Source organism: Salinivibrio proteolyticus, assembly GCF_027286365.1.
Taxonomy (GTDB): domain Bacteria; phylum Pseudomonadota; class Gammaproteobacteria; order Enterobacterales; family Vibrionaceae; genus Salinivibrio; species Salinivibrio proteolyticus.
Genome location: NZ_CP114584.1, coordinates 1,175,624 through 1,192,831, shown reverse-complemented (window position 1 = coordinate 1,192,831; position 17,208 = coordinate 1,175,624). Strand labels below are relative to the sequence as shown.

Genomic DNA, 17,208 nt, shown 5'->3' with positions numbered 1-17,208 from the left:
TTCCCCCTTTTCGAGCCATTTCGTATTTCCTCCCCTCGCCGCAATTGGTTACACTGCCAATACATTTATTCAATCCGCCCACAAGGCATCGTGTCGTTTTATGAAACAACTGATTGATTTTATTCCACTCATTATCTTCTTCGCGCTGTATAAGTTTTACGATATTTATGTCGCCACAGGCGCATTGATCATCGCGACCCTAATCCAAGTCGCCTTAGTGTGGGCGCTTTATAGAAAAGTGGAGAAAATGCAGATCGTCACTGCGGCTTTAGTGGCGGTGTTTGGGGGAATGACACTCTTCTTCCATGACGACAACTTCATTAAATGGAAAGTGACCATCGTCTATGTGTTGTTTGCGGTGGGCTTGGTAGCCTCTGAGCTGATGGGTAAACCCTTAATTAAAAACATGCTCAGCAAAGAGCTGGACTTACCCGATCGCGTATGGCGCACCATTAACTGGGCGTGGGTGAGTTTTTTCTCGGTATTAGCCGGGGTCAATATTTACGTCGCATACAGCATGCCGCTTGATGTTTGGGTGAACTTTAAAGTGTTTGGCACCATGATCTTAACGTTCTTATATCTCATCGCGACAGGTATCTACATCTACCGCCATATGCCCAAGGAGAGCAACTCGGACCAATAAAAACTTGCCCAAATGCTGTGTCAGAGGTCACAATTCTAATCTTATCCTGAAAAAAAGGGGCCAGCCCCTTTTGAATAAGATGTGAAGAGAGCCATGTCTGACAATAAAAACAACTGCCCACGCGGCCAACTGTTGCTGCGTACACTTGCGATGCCAGCCGATACTAACGCCAATGGCGATATTTTTGGCGGCTGGATCATGTCTCAGCTCGATTTAGCCGGCGCGATCCTCGCCAAAGAAATCTCTGGCGGACGTGTCGTGACTGTTTCAGTGAACGAAATCACCTTCAAAGCGCCCGTTAGCGTGGGTGATGTAGTCTGCTGCTATGGTACATGCAGTCGCATTGGTAATACCTCGATGAGTGTCGCGCTCGAAGTATGGGTAAAGCCGGTTAAGCATGACGGTGTCGGCGAACGCTACAAGGTGAGCGATGCCGTATTTAACTATGTTGCCATTGATGAAAGCGGCCGGCCGCGTCCGATCAAAAAATAACGTGTTCAGTCACCACAAAGGGCCTGTTAAATCTCAGGCCCTTTGTATATCCGCCCTATCAATAGCGTTGCTACGAGACCAACAACTGCTTTAATTGCGCGACGTGCTGCTCAAAAAGCAATTTATCCGTTTTCTTTCCACTTTTGGCTATAGCCAGCCACTGTACACCCGTATCGTCTTGATGGTTATACTCAATACGAAACACGTATTTTGCGCTGGTCAGCAAAGCTAACAACGCGCCTGCAACAAACCCCACGGCAGGTAAATACTCCGCGTAGGGCAGTTCACCCACTAACATAAAAAATAAAATGCTCGCGGTTAGTATCCCTAACCCTAACATCCTCAGCAGGTGATCTTTCCATGTAAGTTCTTCAACGCTGGCGTCAACAATATTGCGCATTGAATAACAATCATCATTCACACATAAATGGGTTGGCGTTTGCTTTATTACCACTGACTTTCTCATTTTTATTTCCATACTAGGATGCGTTATTGACTCACACTTTATAGGGCTCATCCCACTGCGGCGCTTATTATGTCTATTTTTATCAACAGGGCGAGCAGGACTAAACGCAAACGTGACCCACAACACTGAACATTGTACGCGCCCCTTGTTAACTATTTATACACGTGCTTACTACGCTTAACCCTGCTGGCAGCTTTTTCGGTCAGTGCACTGACTTCACCCATCGCCATTATTCAGTGGCGACGGTGATTTTATCCAGAGGCGTTATAAGGAGTGGTTTTGTATTGAGGGTGGGCATGACGCCTCGCGCCTTCATTGTGCCATTATGCACCGCAGGCGCTAGGTGACTAATAGTGATATCGGCAAGATAGGATCGTAATAGACGTATCATCCACGGCGTAAACCAGCCGATTGGTATCATCAATACGCCGCGACCAGAAGCCGGTCAGGTTTTCTTTTAGTGCTTCGGGCTTACCTATGCCCTCGAATGGCGTTCGTTTTACATCGAGGATGAGCTTGTTGATTCGCTTGAGTGTTTTTCTATCCTGGCTTTGCCAGTACACGTAGTCACGCCACGCATCATCCGTCCAGCAAAGTAAGCGACTACTCATCGCTATCGACTAACGCGTGCTCCATCGCTTTCCCCATCTTGTACTGAGTAATAGACCGATTTAGGTGCTCAGCATTGGCGGGTGAGCGCAACAGATGAACGGTTTCCATAAGGCTGTTGTAGTAATCAAGCGACATCACCACCGCGTCTTCCGCATCACGTCGGGTGATGATAGTGGTATCAGCGTCATCAACCACCCCATCTAATACCGTTTTGAGGCCATTTCTCGCTTCAGTAAACGAAATGATTTTCATCGGATTGCTCCTATTCGTACACCATCGAAGTATAGAGCAACAAACGAGACATGTACAACTTAAGGAACATGTCTAGTGGTTATTCGCTTAACACAATCGCCTAAAACGGCCGCGCGCCAAGTGTTCGGGTTGGATGGATGTTTGACCGACTTGTTTTATCATGCGCTTACCTGCTCAGTTTCATGGTGATCAAGCGGATAGACTTTCTCAAAGCGCTCTAACACCAAAGGTGATTGAGTTGTAAACGGCACGCCGAGTGCCTGCCCCTCTTGCTCAAAAAACGCAAGGTGCGCCTGCCGCCACCACGCATAGCTCTTATCGCCTTCACCTTCCGCAGCGGCAAATTCAGCAGTCACTTGATCAAATGGACACTCTCTCACTTCAGTCACTTTAATAATACAAACCGGCTGCTGCGCCCAGTTAAGCACCACGGTTAAACGTCCGACTTGCGGGTAAGGTTCGTTTTCGATCTCGTAGCATGCTTTTAAGCTGCACGATGCGCGTTTTATACCTTGATCAATCAAACGGGCGCATTCGTTAGCGTTGTATTCATCCGCGCAAAAGTACTCAGCAATCGTGTCAGGCACCGCCTGACGTTCTGCGTCACTTAAGGTGGCAAGGTAGGCGTTTAAAAATGCCTGTTGTTCTGTATTCATGAGCATCCTTGATTTTTCTACCTAATCCGCGATTTGCCAGGTAGCGCGATCTAAACCGTAAATGGCATGGTCGACAATGCGTCCGTTTAAATTTTCAGCACGACGTATTACGCCTTCGAGTGTGAACCCTAAACGCTCACAGACCTTTCGGCTTGGCGTGTTTTCCGTTGCCGCCGATATCTGTACTTTTTCCATACCAAACTGGGTAAACGCCAGCTCAATGAGCTTAGCCACGGCTTGACTCACAATCCCTTTCCCTTGGTGTAAAGAGCTCAGCCAATAGCCAATTTCCACCTTTTTAAGCGACTGATTGATAGTGTTGTAACTCACACTGCCTACCAATTGACCCTGATAAATAATGCCACATACCAATGATTTACCTTCTGCATAATCGTGAAGGGATTTTTTAATAAAGCTCAAAAAGAACGCTTCATCATGGGCATGCGGTGGCCACACTAACCATTGGCTTAAATACTCCTGATCGCGGGTAACGATATCCAGATAAATCGGCGCAAAGCGTGTATTGATAAGTTCCAGTTTTAGGTCACGATTAACATCCAATGTAAACATACTTCCTCATTATTAATGCGACACAATTGTCGACGTTTATTATTTTCAGTGCGGTTTATTCAATCATCCAATTCGCGGCGCCAGCTCCCGCCTCCTGAAAGCGAAGTTTTATCGGATAGCTGTCACCACAGCCTTCGACAATCCATAGCTCCCGCCACACCCTTGTGCCTACCTCGCCTGACGGCATTTCTCGCACATATGGCACAAATTCCTCTGGCTTCTCACAGCCTTGAGATGCCACCGTAACCAGCACCCCTGCCATCGCATCTTGGATCAATTTTTGATTAGCTAGCGTTCCTTCTTGGATCGCTCCTTCTGGTAGCGACTGCGCCATCGAGGAAAAAGAGACCGCCAAGACACCAAACGCGAGTAAAGCCCGTAGCCAATTAGTCATACTCAAAAACGCCCTCAAAAAACGAATCGTGAATAATTTCAGGGATGGGTTCTAAAGACAACATTTAATCTCCATGAATATCAGCCACAAACGCCTCTCCCACTCATCATATTGCGATAACCCCACCAATAATGCGGATTGAATCGTTGCAGCTGCTCATAGTTTTGCCAGTATTTGAATATGGCTGTGAGCAACAAAACCTAACGACTCACAAAGGCGTCGAGAGGCAATATTTTCCCGGTTGGCTCGATATCTGGCGATACGCCCCCTCTCCTCAGCCTCTTTGACCCACCGTGAAATCAGTGCTTTGCCGACACCACGCTGACGACACTTTGGTGTCACCAAGATAGACAATGAATGTCTATTTACGAAACTTATCCAGTGCAGCCGTCATCGCTTCAGGAAAACCGATCCCACCATGACCAGCTTCTTCCAAGATACATAACTCACTCTTCGGCCACGCACGATGTAGCGCCAAAGCAATATCAAGCGGCCCAGAAATATCCCATCGACCGTGAATTAGGACAGCCGGAATATCTCCGATACAGTTGATACCCACCATCAACTCACCATCTTTTAAAAAACAATCATGGCTCCAGTAGTGCGTTACAGCACGAGAAAAGATAAGGCTAAACTCTGGTTCTCTGTAACGAGGGTCGGGCTTCCAATCTGGCATAAGTGAAACATGGGTGTCCTCCCAACGACACCATTCGAGTGCAGCCTGTTCGCGTATTTTTGGATCTGGGTCAGCCAAGAGTCGTGCATAGGCAGCCGTTATATCGCCACTTTGCTTTGCTTCAGGTACTAGCGCGCAAAAACGCTCCCACTCACGAGGAAAGACTCTACCCATATCCCGCGTGATCCAATCGATTTCACGTCGTGTTCCAGTCGTTACGGCTCCAAGCACCATCGCTCTGACTCGCTCTGGATATCGCTGAGCGTATACAAGACCTAGTGTCACCCCCCAGGATCCACCCACAACAACCCAATTATCGATATTAAGGTGCTCACGAAGGGCTTCGATATCAGCAATCAGGTGATCGGTCGTGTTTGTACTCAAATCAGCATCAGGCTCAGACATGAGCGGAAGGCTACGACCACAACCTCGCTGATCAAATAGAATGGCACGATAGGCTTCGGGATCAAAATTACGCCTTGCACCAGGACCACAACCACTTCCGGGTCCACCATGAAGATAAATAGCTGGAGTTCCCTCAGGATGACCAACCTCTTCCCAATAAATGCTGTGACCATCACTAACTTCTAACATACCCGAATTAAACGGCTCAATCGGTGGGTAACGTTTTGTCATCCTTATTCTGACTCCATCTATCAATGAATTTCTAACAATGCCTTAAAGGGTGAATACCGTATCAATCAACTTTCAGCAGACCACGTTAACCACTAAAAGCCACTGCAAAAACTCTCGCTAAATTTAGTGATTAAAGACATACTCGTTTGTTATAAAATGCCTCAAAGAAAGCGCTGAAACTTACCGTTATTAGCTTTAAAGCCTAGCTTGCTAAACAAAGCTTGAGAGCGGAAGTTACCCTCATCAATATCTGCAAACAATTTTTCAACCCCCAATGATTTAGTATGAGAAAATAATAACAAAAGAGCTTCTGACATATATCCCTGTCGCCAGTACGATGAATTCAGTAAGCATCCAACCTCACAAGCGTCACCGTTATCACTAAGAACCTATCCCAAAAGGGATTTATTCCAAACAATGAGGCCACAAGCAAAATGCAACATGGCCTCGTAGTTTTCGATTTTCTTTTCCCAACGAACAAGCAATCTACGATAACGGTTTAGCCAGCTATGAGTTCGCTCAACAACCCAACGATGAGCCTTAAAATCATCCGATTGCTTCAAGCTCGCGGCCTCTTCAGCACGTGATTGAACATGGGGAATGTAGTTCAAAGCAACCAGTTCATCATGTAACCACTGGCCTGTATAACCTTTGTCTAGGTACAAAGGTACTTTCAGCGGCGGCCGATAACACTCTAGTGCATCTAATGTTTGAAGTACCAGCTTAATGTCGTGGACGTTTGCGCCATCGCTAACAACAGCCAGTGGCAATCCATTCGCATCCGTCAACAAACTGCGTTTTACGCCTTGTTTCGCACGGTCTGTTGGGTTCTTACCTGTTTTTTTGAGCCAGCTAAAGGTGCTTTAGTTTGGCACCCGTCCATTGATATGGAACTCCAATCAACCCCTTCGTAAATCAGGCCATTTTGCCAAAATCGCTCAAAGACTCCTGCATCTCGCCACTCTTGAAAACGACGATGTGCAGAGCTAGAGGAACAAATACCTGTCGCGTTAAGCGCATTCCACTGACAACCAGTTCTGAGAACAAAGAGGATGCCGTTCATAGCATCACGATTATCGACTCTCTTTCGATGTGTTCCTAGAGGATGGTTCGTCTTGTGGATTGGTAAAAGCGGCTCAATTTTTGCCCAAAGGGCGTCAGAGATTAGGTATTGTGTCGAATTCATTTACAGTATTTTCAATAGGTGTTGATTTACTCAGACAACACCTATTGAGATAGGTTCTAAAGCTATGTAAGCCACAGGTTCCAATAACTTTATTTGTCGCTTTCTCCATTATCGCCCATTCCAAAGATTCACCTGATTTCTCTAGTCGGACGACGCTTTCTAGCATCTGAACTATCATATCTTTCGATGTAAAAACTGGATCTGAGGCAAATTCCATTGTTTGAGTATCACTATAAATCTCAAACAGATCGTTACAATCATTAGTTTGAATAGACCTCAATATGATTCTACTTCCATGTAAATCCGGCTTCATTTTTCTCCTTAATCGTATAACGCTCAATTAATTCACGGCGGCAAAACCAAGAACGACCGCATTGATTCCTATAAGATTGCTTCTCTTCTCAGGGGCGGTAACTTTCCGCTGGCTTATGTCTACCCAAAAGTGATGAGGGCCACTCGCGATTTGCTTCGCCGCCAAACCAAAATTATGCGTCACGGCGCTGATTTGAAAGCCCATGTCTCCAATACCTTTAGTCAGTACAATCATCCCGCACCTAACCTTCAACTGCGCTATCCCTACGCCAGAGAGCTGGTTCGCAACCGCTTCAACGAACAACAACGTTGCTTACCCCAAACTGAGCCTGAAGATAACTGGAAAACAAACGTTTAGCCTTCTTTTTGAATAGCGCCTGCTTGGGTTAACCGAATAATGTCTAATGGCCCTGTCACAGGATTGGTAGGCAGCGGTGAGACCGCAGTAAGAGACCTTCTATATGTGTTTGCCGTAAGCAATGACTTAATGGCGGAAATGACAGAGCGAAGTAGACGACTTTGTTGTTCGAGAGCATTGGCTGCTGCGCAGCCAAAAAATGCTATTGCCTATTGACCGGAGAAGAGCTCATATGTGTTATATTTTTTCACGCACTAAGTTAGCTACATCAACTGCAGCGCCACCTGATTTGAAACTACGACCTAGATCGTATGCCATGTTCTCTAATGGCGCATTGTCATAGCCGTGTTCATTGATTTCTTGAACGTACCGCTTCAAAAAGCCTTCTCCACCTAGCTGCTCCCATTGAATTGTGTGCATGAGTTCGTGAATATGAATTTCTAAGTTTTCTTGATGCTGGGGTTTCATAAAGTACATGTGTTTGTAGGTGATTGCCCCACAATCCATATCAAGAAAATCACCTAAACCAATATGGCGTAGTTCGGGAATGTCAGGCTTCGGGATTACGTCCGTTACAACAAACTTGCATTTAGCTAAGTATTCTGGAGAGTAGTAGCCTGAGAAAACATCTGAAAACTTACTGCAGCATTGAGCTTCAATTTCGTATTTAGAAACGATGCTATCAATCCACTTATCAAACTGCTTGATTGGCATATTACCCCCGTAAAATATAACGCCAAATTAAGGTGTGAACAACGCTAACCACCTACCTAAAGCATTGTGCCATAAACACTAAACTTGCTTGAAGTGAGAGCGCCGCGCGTTGTGAATCACCCTTAAATTTTATTGTTATGCACGTCCACACTATTGCTCCCAAAGCACTTTTTCAAGATTTACAGCGATTGATAGAATATTATCAATTGCGGTTGCTATAGATTGAATATCGTACTCTTCACCACGAAACATGAAGATGTTTCTAGTAGGGTCGAACCACCTCATCATATCGGTAGCGTCCAGACCAACGATGGCGTTAGGTGGGCCAATCGTGTCACTAACAATATTTTTATTCGTACTATTATTTCGCCAATGATCCAACCTTTCATCATAATGCTCTAAATGATCACGTAATGCTCTGTTTTTAAGAGGGTTAGAGTCATCAACACCAAAGGCACTCTTTAGTACTCTTCCACGAACAACTTTGTCTATTGAAAGCAGTCTTTTCTCAAAATTTTCGTCAGTTTCATTTTTCTTTTGCTTTGGTGTAGGTGGCCAGAACATCCTAGAAACATTACTCGCATGAGTGAGGAGGCTATGCATTTGTCTAAAAACTTCTGAGTGAAAAAATGTTCGTTCTTCACTCTTTATGTCTCTGTTCCCAACCTGTTGAAGTGCGTTATTTAGGTACTGTATTGCAGCTAAGCAAAACTGACACTGCTTCTTTATTTCCCCAGCATAAACACGCTTTTCAAATGTATCCATTAGACCTCCTAAGTGCATAACGCTTGGCTTTGCGGCGTGCCGGAGCGCCAGCGTAGGTGCGTCCGACAACAGCTATTTGTTAGCATTGTTCTTCTACGGTGTTTCCATAAATAGCTTTATCTGGCAGCCAGATTTCCACGGTACCTTTTGGCGCTCTTTTGTTGCTTCTTATCAATGGAATTATACCTACCCTTAAATCGTATCCACTGAAACACGCCAACTCTTCAAAATCTCTCTTTACTTGATACGCTAACTCTTGGTCATCTGCATGAAAATATCTCACGTCGCCATTGGTCAAACCTTTTGGTATTTCTTGGTCATAGTAGTCGTAGGCAACGTCGCCTTCAGCTAGTGTGTCGCCAATCACATCGATTATTTCACGAGGAAAGGCTGTTTCGTAATAGATCTTAACGCGAGGGTAGTATAGCTTAGCGGCACTTCTCTCCGCGTCTGCCCAATAAGTATTGGTTGTATCACCGGAGATATCGGACAAACTCCCGAAAACGCTGTACGTGACTTCCGGCGGAAAAGTCGCCAGCATGACTTTCTGAAGCTGGCGCCCATCTTCTCCCTCGGAAAAAATCGCCGTTCGGTTTTCAGCCATAAACTTAGCCAGATCTAACTTCCAAGAACGAAAAGATGTCAACTCTTACAAATCTCTTGCTTCTTCGGCCGTGGTTCTTGCCACTGCAAGTTCTTTTTCCTTGTTAATGGTAGCAACCCAAATTTGGGCAGCGGAAACAAGAACTGCACTCAGAGACACAATTGCAGTTATGATTGCCCCAAAATGCTTATCAATAAAATTTCTAGGCTCACTCACCACTACTTCCTTGAATTGCTAACGCCCTGTTAAGGTGTGAGCAACGCAATACCCAAGCTCCTGCATACCACCTTAAACACCAAACGAAACGCATAGTGAAAATGCCACGCGTTGCGAATCACTCTTAAACAGTTTGTATGGATAATCTCACCCGTATTTGGGTAAAGTGAGACCCAGGCTTTAGCTGCAACTAAAGCTTTCTAATGTGCAGTTCGATTGAACGCTGGCTCCTCTGTCGAGAGACCGATAACAAACATGAACGCACCTTAGAACTCCAAGCACCAAACTCGAATACTCGACTGGGTCTCGAACCCGTATTACGCAAACAAGAGTTAGCTTATTATGAATACTGCATCCAATCAAAACATCTACATCGGCGTCGATACCGGCAAAGCGCAACTCGACATCTACGTCAGACCAACTGCGCACTTCTTCTCTGTGCCAAACACTGATAAAGGCATTAAAGATGCATTGAAAATCATCAAGCCATATCAGCCTGAGCGCATCATCATTGAAGCCACTGGCCGATTAGAAATGCCCTTTGTGCTCGCGTGTATTGAAGCCAATTTACCCATCGTACGCGCCAACCCTGTGCACATTAAACGCTTCGCCGGCGCCATTGGCCGCAGAGCGAAAAATGACCGCTTAGATGCTGAGTTAATTGCACATTATGGCGACGCCATTAAGCCTGAAATCACCATTATCAAGGCGGAAAATATACGTCTAATGAGTGACTTAGTCATCAGGAGAAACCAGCTCCTATCTATGCAAACGATGGAAAAGAACCGCTTGCAGATACTGCCCAAAACCTTGCATTCAACCATCAAACCCATGCTCACTGCGATGAAAAATCAAATCACCAACATCGAACAAAAACTCGTGAAGTTGATTGAAGCATGCCCTGAATATCAGACTAAAAATACGCTCTTACAAAGCGTGCCTGGCATTGGCAGCATTGCGGCAGCATCTATCATCAGTAACGTCCCTGAGCTGGGCTATATAACTAACAAACAAGCGGCATCACTCATTGGTGTTGCACCCGTGACAAAAGAAAGTGGGCGATATAAAGGCAAACGAGTGATCCAAGGTGGACGTGCTCAAGTTCGTACCGTGTTATATATGGCGATGATGTCTGCGATGCAATGTAATCCTGTTTTTAAAGCGACGTATACCCGATTAGTCGCCGCTGGAAAGCCGAAAAAAGTCGCCATTATTGCCTGTGTGCGCAAGATGGTAGTGATCTTAAATTCGATGCTCAGAGACGGCGTGATGTGGGATAAAAATCTCGCTAAAATTTAGGATTGACGACATACTCGTTTGTTAGCTTATCTGTTTCCTTTGTAGGTTATCTCGTCTGTGTATATACCAATATCTTTTCGAACTTCACTTAAGAATTTAAGCATCTCTACACGAAAAACATAAAAATCAAAAGTGTTCGATTCAATAGAACTATACATATAGTCTATTAAATCCATGAACATATCGAAAACGTCGGAAGAAGCGAATAGCGCCAATTGAGCAGTCATGTGAAGCCTTTGCTTGTCAAAGCCTCTGATGTAGTCAGGAGTTAGCGTTTCTTGATGAGTAATGTTAGCTACCAAATCGATCAACGGTACGGATACTGACTTATAGAGTTCTAATTTTTGATAGTAGTTTATCTGTTTATTTGCAGTTAACTCACCTAACTTGTTTCTATATTCTTCAATCTCCAGAGCCATTTTTGACTGTTCTTTCTGTAAGATTCGTTGAGCCCATATTTTTCCAAGAAAGCTCGAAGCTCCAAGGACAATTGCTGCTCCTCCACCCAACGATACTAATATAGCTTGAGCTATGCTAAATGCACTCTCTTCCATAACTTCCTCTGATAAGCTAACGCCGCATTAAGAACCTATCCCAAAAGGGATTTATTCCAAACAATGAGGCCACAAGCAAAATGCAACATGGCCTCGTAGTTTTCGATTTTCTTTTCCCAACGAACAAGCAATCTACGATAACGGTTTAGCCAGCTATGAGTTCGCTCCACAACCCAACGATGAGCCTTAAAATCATCCGATTGCTTCAAGCTCGCGGCCTCTTCAGCACGTGATTGAACATGGGGAATGTAGTTCAAAGCAACCAGTTCATCATGTAACCACTGGCCTGTATAACCTTTGTCTAGGTACAAAGGTACTTTCAGCGGCGGCCGATAACACTCTAGTGCATCTAATGTTTGAAGTACCAGCTTAATGTCGTGGACGTTTGCGCCATCGCTAACAACAGCCAGTGGCAATCCATTCGCATCCGTCAACAAACTGCGTTTTACGCCTTGTTTCGCACGGTCTGTTGGGTTCTTACCTGTTTTTTTGAGCCAGCTAAAGGTGCTTTAGTTTGGCACCCGTCCATTGATATGGAACTCCAATCAACCCCTTCGTAAATCAGGCCATTTTGCCAAAATCGCTCAAAGACTCCTGCATCTCGCCACTCTTGAAAACGACGATGTGCAGAGCTAGAGGAACAAATACCTGTCGCGTTAAGCGCATTCCACTGACAACCAGTTCTGAGAACAAAGAGGATGCCGTTCATGGCATCACGATTATCGACTCTCTTTCGATGTGTTCCTAGAGGATGGTTCGTCTTGTGGATTGGTAAAAGCGGCTCAATTTTTGCCCAAAGGGCGTCAGAGATTAGGTATTGTGTCGAATTCATTTACAGTATTTTCAATAGGTGTTGATTTACTCAGACAACACCTATTGAGATAGGTTCTAAGGTGTGAGCAGCGCTTGGCTATACTTGAGCGAAGCGAAAGTGCCAAGCGTTGCGAATCACTCTTAAATGCTTTGTTAAATTTTATATTTCGTAAAACTTCTCTTCACCATCCCAATCAAAATTAATTGCATCATTTAGGTGAAAAGTTCCATTTTTTAACCACGTGTTGTCTTCATGGAAAACCTTATGGAGCATGTAGTCTCCCCAAAAATCTTCAACTGTTTCGACGCCATCGCATATAGCTGCGATCGCATAGCCAATAACCCGCATGCTTAAGTGATTTGATAAATGGTAATACCAATCTACCTTTTTAGGATTAATGTCTTCGGACGTCAAGTCACTCGACCCATCATGAAAAATTGCACAACGATAGTTGTACATATTTTCTATTTCTTTTACCCATTTCTTTCCTTCAGGGTTTCTATGTTCCAAGAATAATGATTTCGAGGGAGAGTCCATCAATTTCTTAGAATCAGAGCCCCTAGGAGCCCCGATAACCAATGAATATCTTTGCACTAGATAAGCTTGACTCACCTCTCCGTCCGGTAACATAGCCTCGAGTCCAATCCAGTTAAAAGCAAATTTATGAGTAATATGGGATGAAAACTGTGCTTCTCGCTCCCACTCTAAACATCGATATACACGACTGCCCAGTTCAGTAAGGCTTCCTCTTAAAAAAGAACCTAGTAACCAGTCCCATACATCTTGACCTAACGGGTGCGCAATTGCCGGTCCATGTAACTGACTGTTCGCCAAAATCGGGGTCAACTTTCCTTTAGTACTAATAACACCCACTGCTTCCCCAGTTCTGCGATCCCAATTAATAAACTTTGCCTTCGCAGAAAAGTACTTTTTATTAAATAACGCTAATGCCATATCAGCAACGATCAAAGCCTCTTTAATCGTCTTTTCATCGCTATTACAAATAGGAACCAGCAGTAACTTTGGGTCATTGAGAGTTAGCTTAGTAGATGCTTCCAAGCCAAAACTTTCAAAAGACAATCTTAAGGACTCTGTAAATACGCCTTTCAGGCTACTTGGCATATGGCTTTCACGACAAATGTACATGTCAGGCCCAAGCCCCAAAGGTACAATTGGAGCCGTAATTACTCCAGTAATTGAAATCGCGATCCAGTGTTTATAATCAGACAAATTAATCATTTTTGTCGAGCTTACCCTTTAAAATTTAACGCCAAGCTAAGCGGAAAATTAAAATTTGTCTATAATGCGCGAAGCGCTAGCCAAATTTAATTTTTCCACTTAAGAACCTATCCCAAAAGGGATTTATTCCAAACAATGAGGCCACAAGCAAAATGCAACATGGCCTCGTAGTTTTCGATTTTCTTTTCCCAACGAACAAGCAATCTACGATAACGGTTTAGCCAGCTATGAGTTCGCTCCACAACCCAACGATGAGCCTTAAAATCATCCGATTGCTTCAAGCTCGCGGCCTCTTCAGCACGTGATTGAACATGGGGAATGTAGTTCAAAGCAACCACGGAAAACGCATGAACATCCGCGTCACGAAAGGCTTCCCAGCACGGTCGCCAGGTACTCTTGGTCCATCGCGCACATCATTCGCTTGCGTTGAATACCGGCTTTGAAACTCTTCTCTTGCTTTAATAAATTCAGAACCATTTGCCTTATTCGTGCAAAAACTTCCGCTCGGTCATCGACTCTTATTCGGCAAGCATCTTCTTTTAATCCAACATCAAGTTGCCAGTGCATTGATTCAATTAACCAGTGTGAGCGCGTGGCATCATGAAGCTCTTTCGCTGTCAGTGCTTTTGAGCTTATATAATAGCGCACTGAAATATCTGACTCTGCGGCGTGTTTTCCCTCTTGTCGAACACTCACCATGATGCCCATCGTTTTTAATTCAGGCCAATCGTAAGCCAAATCACCTAATACACTTAAATCCGTATTAATCAGTGCACATCGTGTTTCCAAACGTCCATGCGATTTCTCTTGTGATGCGTAGCTATCACCATCAAAGTTTTGAAGCATTGAAGGACGGTAATAATTATCAAACGCTTTGTCTAACTTGCCTTGGTTTCCTTTAACAGCAAGCAAATAGTCGGCATTTTTATTAATGATTTTTTGTGCGATTTTTCGCTGACAACCCATGGCATCTATAGTAATTAAACACCCAGAAATGTCGAGCAATTCCAGCAGCTTAGGTATCTCAGTGATCTCATTGGTTTTACTATTTACTTTTGACTGTCCGAGGCATACACCATTTGCGGTTGCGAACGCATTAACCATATGAATCGCAGCTTGGTCTGTTGCTCGGTTATATGAACCCCTCAGTGTTTTTCCATCAATGGCAACTACTTCACCATCCGTTAATTCATGACACGATTTCATCCATTCTATGAAGGCTTTTTGTAATGCTTTTGTACTGATGGTTCCCATCACTCTTGCAATCGTATCTGCCGAGGGTGATGTTTTACCTGAGAAGCCAAAGCGTAATAAGAAATCGCGCTGCTTACGGCCATAATCACTCATACCTTTCCAGGTATCATGACCAGACAACACCGCACAAATCGTTATCAAAATAATATCTGATAACGTATGTTCAACTTTACCTTCTTGACGAATGTCTCTAATGGAAACGAAATGCATAAATGGACTTTTATCTTCTGTCATTTTTAATCTCCTAAACGTTAGGAGACCATTAAATCGCACTGAAAATGATCAACAAATTGATCCTTTATTTTCACTCATTTTAATTAATAAACATGGTTCAACGCACGATTTTTCAGCCTTAATTGACAATTAAGTCATTAAATCGCTAGCCCAGGCATGCCGCGGATCTTCATGCGTTTTCCCTGAATGAACCAGTAACACCAAAGAAAGAGACTTTTCAGCGATAATCGAACCTTTTGCATACACAATTTATCAGAGCAAAAGCCGACAAAAACACAAAAGCATCGTTCAACTTTCAATCGCCACCAAAAAGAATAATAAACTCATAATATCAATAAATTAGAATAGAAAAACGTCTAAATCAGACTGAGTTTTCCCATTAAAATTTATATATTGATTTTGCTGAGGCTCAATAAAGCATAACGCCTCAATCAGTCGACGCGTCAGCGGTCGACTGCATTGAATTGTTAGGCACTTTCTCCGCAAGTTGCGCTTTTTGGTAACCCAAGTACTTTCGTCCAAGCTTCGATAATGTGTAGCCGTATTTGTCCGCTTCGTACTCAGACTCATTCAAAAATTTTCGGCGTTTTAATGAATTCAATGCAATTTCAACATCATCTAAGTTTTCATCCAGGTGGGAAGCTAGATCTTCAGCAATTTGAACGTAGTCATCTTTCATGCCTGTATGGCTTTGCAGAACCTTTTTCTCCAAAGACGAAAGAACAACCTCTCTTGGGTCTGCATCAGGATCGATAATGTCGAGTTCAGACAGCCGATGGTATAGATCAGTATTTTCGTCGGTGAGGTTTTTAACTTGCCGCTCTAATTCCGCTCTTAAAGTTTGACTATCCGCAACAATAGATTTTATACGCTTCTCTTTCGTTACTAATTCTGCCCTCAATGCCATAGACTGCTCTAACGTCAAAAGCTGCGACATCGATAGTTTTTGTTTCAAATTTCTCTGTATATGTTGAATCTGCTCCGCGACCCAAAAAGGAAAAAATGAGATAACCGGGTAAAATATCGAAATAGCTCCACCAATAAGTACCGGGTATAAAAAATTATGATCAAAGGAAGTGTAATTGGTCGCTATGTGATCAATACGTTTTTCAACTATTTCATCTGATAGCAGGAAATAGAAAACTGGTTTCCAATTATATGCAAGCCAAACCAGACCCACACTCCCTAAAAGAGGGCTAGAGACACGTTCATATAGGACTGATTTTAATGATTTAGTTAGTTCGTCAAACATACTTTTCTCTTGGTGCCTAACGCCGCGCTCTGCGGAAATTTAGGAGCTCTAGCGAGTAAATTTTCCGTAGCAGCGCCTTGTTAGCTGTATTTGTCTTCACAGTTACCCAAAAATAGAAGGTTAGTCGCTGTTAGATGCAAGGTATAGCTGGCTAAATGCTCTGGAACAGAAGTAACTTCCGCGCCTTGACCATGCCCACCTTCCTTATTTCTTACCGTAGGAATACCACTTTCGAGCAAGCTTCGTACAGATGAAAATTGATTCTGTAGATATTCTGGCACCAGCCCGTTAGTAAGGCAGCTATTAATCAATTTCTTTGCGGTGTCGTTTTTATTGTAAGGCCATGAGTGCTTTTCATGGATTGCTTTCATCAAACTCTCGAACGACTTGAGACAATCATTAAGGCATTCTTTATAGCGTTTATGACGATAGTGCTCATGGGCTGATAAAAATTCGTCGTTTGCGCCTGCATACTTCTTGTTCTTGCCGAGAAGATGAAGAACCGGTTTTACAACTTCAGAATGAACATATTGAGAGTCGACCCTAATTAGTTCTCCTGATTCAAACTGATAACCAATTCCCGCTTCCTTGAACCTAAGATTTAATTCGTCAATTGCGTCATCAGGTTTTTGACAGACCCCAGCAGCATTACGAAAATCCCACTCTCGCTCTCTAACATAGGTATCAATTATTCTGAAAGTAAGCTCTATAATGTCTAGGCACTTTTCATGACTTTTTTGACTTAAGAAGTAATCGAAGACTGCTGAAAAATTTGAATTTGCGTATTCTTTTAAAGAAAAAACACCATACTCTTTGCAAAGCACCTTATGAATCTCTTCATAGACTCCATTGGTGGTAGCATTGTAATTCTGCTCAACGCCTATAGTATCTCGTACGATGTGAACTACTTGAACACGGAAGCTTTGCTCAATGTTTTCATATTGATATACATCAGGGACTTCTCCCCTCAGCTTTTTCTGTCTTTTTGAAAATAGTTCAAATATTGCCAT

Annotated in this window: 24 protein-coding genes and 2 pseudogenes; 4 read left to right on the top strand and 22 right to left on the bottom strand. The window is 43.6% G+C overall.

Annotation, left to right across the window (positions count from 1 at the left end; genetic code table 11):
* Nucleotides 1-100: 100 nt before the first annotated feature.
* A complete protein-coding gene (locus N7E60_RS05775) occupies nt 101-643 on the top strand; it encodes a septation protein A (RefSeq protein WP_077640746.1) in 543 nt (180 codons plus the stop codon).
* Nucleotides 644-736: 93 nt separating this feature from the next.
* Entirely contained in the window at nt 737-1,135 is a 399-nt protein-coding gene (yciA, locus tag N7E60_RS05770; protein WP_069590096.1) for an acyl-CoA thioester hydrolase YciA, read from the top strand.
* 70 nt (nt 1,136-1,205) lie between these two features.
* Here yciA and N7E60_RS05765 read toward each other — a convergent pair whose 3' ends face one another.
* The 11 genes from N7E60_RS05765 to N7E60_RS05720 all read right to left on the bottom strand — a co-directional run bounded on the left by N7E60_RS05765 (nt 1,206) and on the right by N7E60_RS05720 (nt 6,896).
* Nucleotides 1,206-1,601: a hypothetical protein gene (locus N7E60_RS05765; protein ID WP_269598352.1), complete on the bottom strand. Its 396-nt coding sequence runs from the start codon at nt 1,599-1,601 to the stop codon at nt 1,206-1,208.
* Between the two features lie 347 nt (nt 1,602-1,948).
* Nucleotides 1,949-2,218, bottom strand: coding sequence for a Txe/YoeB family addiction module toxin (locus N7E60_RS05760; protein ID WP_443216523.1), 270 nt, complete (start codon nt 2,216-2,218; stop codon nt 1,949-1,951).
* Nucleotides 2,205-2,465 (bottom strand): type II toxin-antitoxin system Phd/YefM family antitoxin, encoded by a 261-nt coding sequence (locus tag N7E60_RS05755; RefSeq protein ID WP_269598351.1) that lies wholly within the window; start codon nt 2,463-2,465, stop codon nt 2,205-2,207. The genes N7E60_RS05760 and N7E60_RS05755 overlap by 14 nt, the downstream gene beginning before the upstream one ends.
* Nucleotides 2,466-2,623: 158 nt before the next feature.
* The gene (locus N7E60_RS05750; RefSeq protein ID WP_269598350.1) at nt 2,624-3,121 is read right to left on the bottom strand and encodes an ASCH domain-containing protein; all 498 of its coding nucleotides are present in this window, start codon (nt 3,119-3,121) and stop codon (nt 2,624-2,626) included.
* A 21-nt stretch (nt 3,122-3,142) separates the two neighbouring features.
* Nucleotides 3,143-3,691: a GNAT family N-acetyltransferase gene (locus N7E60_RS05745; protein WP_096627911.1), complete on the bottom strand. Its 549-nt coding sequence runs from the start codon at nt 3,689-3,691 to the stop codon at nt 3,143-3,145.
* Between the two features lie 55 nt (nt 3,692-3,746).
* Complete coding sequence (locus tag N7E60_RS05740; protein WP_269598349.1) at nt 3,747-4,085, bottom strand: hypothetical protein; 339 nt, start codon at nt 4,083-4,085, stop codon at nt 3,747-3,749.
* A 156-nt stretch (nt 4,086-4,241) separates the two neighbouring features.
* On the bottom strand, nt 4,242-4,427 hold the full coding sequence (locus N7E60_RS17405) for a GNAT family N-acetyltransferase (RefSeq protein ID WP_408642342.1): 186 nt from the start codon (nt 4,425-4,427) through the stop codon (nt 4,242-4,244).
* 19 nt (nt 4,428-4,446) lie between these two features.
* Nucleotides 4,447-5,397, bottom strand: a complete 951-nt coding sequence (gene pip / locus N7E60_RS05735; RefSeq protein WP_269598348.1) for a prolyl aminopeptidase — start codon at nt 5,395-5,397, stop codon at nt 4,447-4,449.
* A gap of 161 nt (nt 5,398-5,558) precedes the next feature.
* Entirely contained in the window at nt 5,559-5,714 is a 156-nt protein-coding gene (locus N7E60_RS05730) for a GNAT family N-acetyltransferase (RefSeq protein WP_269598347.1), read from the bottom strand.
* Between the two features lie 72 nt (nt 5,715-5,786).
* A protein-coding gene (locus N7E60_RS05725) for an IS5 family transposase (protein ID WP_269597063.1) occupies nt 5,787-6,583 on the bottom strand; the annotation gives its coding sequence in 2 pieces (ribosomal slippage) (nt 5,787-6,242 and nt 6,245-6,583; 795 coding nt in all).
* Entirely contained in the window at nt 6,555-6,896 is a 342-nt protein-coding gene (locus N7E60_RS05720) for a GNAT family N-acetyltransferase (RefSeq protein WP_269598346.1), read from the bottom strand. The genes N7E60_RS05725 and N7E60_RS05720 overlap by 29 nt, the downstream gene beginning before the upstream one ends.
* A gap of 30 nt (nt 6,897-6,926) precedes the next feature.
* Here N7E60_RS05720 and N7E60_RS05715 point away from each other — a divergent pair.
* A pseudogene (locus tag N7E60_RS05715) lies at nt 6,927-7,196 on the top strand (IS110 family transposase); the annotation flags it as partial.
* A gap of 294 nt (nt 7,197-7,490) precedes the next feature.
* On the opposite strand, the gene N7E60_RS05710 reads toward N7E60_RS05715, so the two are convergent.
* From N7E60_RS05710 to N7E60_RS05695, 4 genes are all read right to left on the bottom strand, one after another.
* Nucleotides 7,491-7,967, bottom strand: coding sequence for a hypothetical protein (locus tag N7E60_RS05710; RefSeq protein WP_269598345.1), 477 nt, complete (start codon nt 7,965-7,967; stop codon nt 7,491-7,493).
* 150 nt (nt 7,968-8,117) lie between these two features.
* The gene (locus N7E60_RS05705; RefSeq protein ID WP_269598334.1) at nt 8,118-8,732 is read right to left on the bottom strand and encodes a hypothetical protein; all 615 of its coding nucleotides are present in this window, start codon (nt 8,730-8,732) and stop codon (nt 8,118-8,120) included.
* Nucleotides 8,733-8,811: 79 nt separating this feature from the next.
* A complete protein-coding gene (locus tag N7E60_RS05700; RefSeq protein ID WP_269598344.1) occupies nt 8,812-9,336 on the bottom strand; it encodes a hypothetical protein in 525 nt (174 codons plus the stop codon).
* A 45-nt stretch (nt 9,337-9,381) separates the two neighbouring features.
* The gene (locus tag N7E60_RS05695; RefSeq protein WP_269598343.1) at nt 9,382-9,552 is read right to left on the bottom strand and encodes a hypothetical protein; all 171 of its coding nucleotides are present in this window, start codon (nt 9,550-9,552) and stop codon (nt 9,382-9,384) included.
* A 342-nt stretch (nt 9,553-9,894) separates the two neighbouring features.
* Between N7E60_RS05695 and N7E60_RS05685 the strand changes: the two genes are divergently transcribed.
* The gene (locus N7E60_RS05685; protein ID WP_269597982.1) at nt 9,895-10,851 is read left to right on the top strand and encodes an IS110 family RNA-guided transposase; all 957 of its coding nucleotides are present in this window, start codon (nt 9,895-9,897) and stop codon (nt 10,849-10,851) included.
* Nucleotides 10,852-10,877: 26 nt separating this feature from the next.
* On the opposite strand, the gene N7E60_RS05680 is transcribed toward N7E60_RS05685, so the two are convergent.
* The 7 genes and pseudogenes from N7E60_RS05680 to N7E60_RS05650 form a co-directional block, all read right to left on the bottom strand.
* Nucleotides 10,878-11,405: a hypothetical protein gene (locus N7E60_RS05680; RefSeq protein WP_269598341.1), complete on the bottom strand. Its 528-nt coding sequence runs from the start codon at nt 11,403-11,405 to the stop codon at nt 10,878-10,880.
* Between the two features lie 35 nt (nt 11,406-11,440).
* Nucleotides 11,441-12,237 (bottom strand): IS5 family transposase gene (locus tag N7E60_RS05675; RefSeq protein ID WP_269597063.1). Its coding sequence is split into 2 segments (ribosomal slippage): nt 11,441-11,896 and nt 11,899-12,237, totalling 795 coding nucleotides; the frame shifts between segments, so codons are not numbered across the junction.
* Nucleotides 12,238-12,378: 141 nt separating this feature from the next.
* Nucleotides 12,379-13,458 (bottom strand): HEPN domain-containing protein, encoded by a 1,080-nt coding sequence (locus N7E60_RS05670; RefSeq protein WP_269598340.1) that lies wholly within the window; start codon nt 13,456-13,458, stop codon nt 12,379-12,381.
* A 107-nt stretch (nt 13,459-13,565) separates the two neighbouring features.
* Nucleotides 13,566-13,781, bottom strand: a pseudogene (locus tag N7E60_RS05665) (transposase); the annotation flags it as partial.
* A gap of 37 nt (nt 13,782-13,818) precedes the next feature.
* A complete protein-coding gene (locus N7E60_RS05660; RefSeq protein ID WP_269598339.1) occupies nt 13,819-14,946 on the bottom strand; it encodes an ISAs1 family transposase in 1,128 nt (375 codons plus the stop codon).
* A 427-nt stretch (nt 14,947-15,373) separates the two neighbouring features.
* The gene (locus N7E60_RS05655; RefSeq protein ID WP_269598338.1) at nt 15,374-16,198 is read right to left on the bottom strand and encodes a hypothetical protein; all 825 of its coding nucleotides are present in this window, start codon (nt 16,196-16,198) and stop codon (nt 15,374-15,376) included.
* 80 nt (nt 16,199-16,278) lie between these two features.
* Entirely contained in the window at nt 16,279-17,208 is a 930-nt protein-coding gene (locus N7E60_RS05650) for an STM4504/CBY_0614 family protein (protein WP_269598337.1), read from the bottom strand.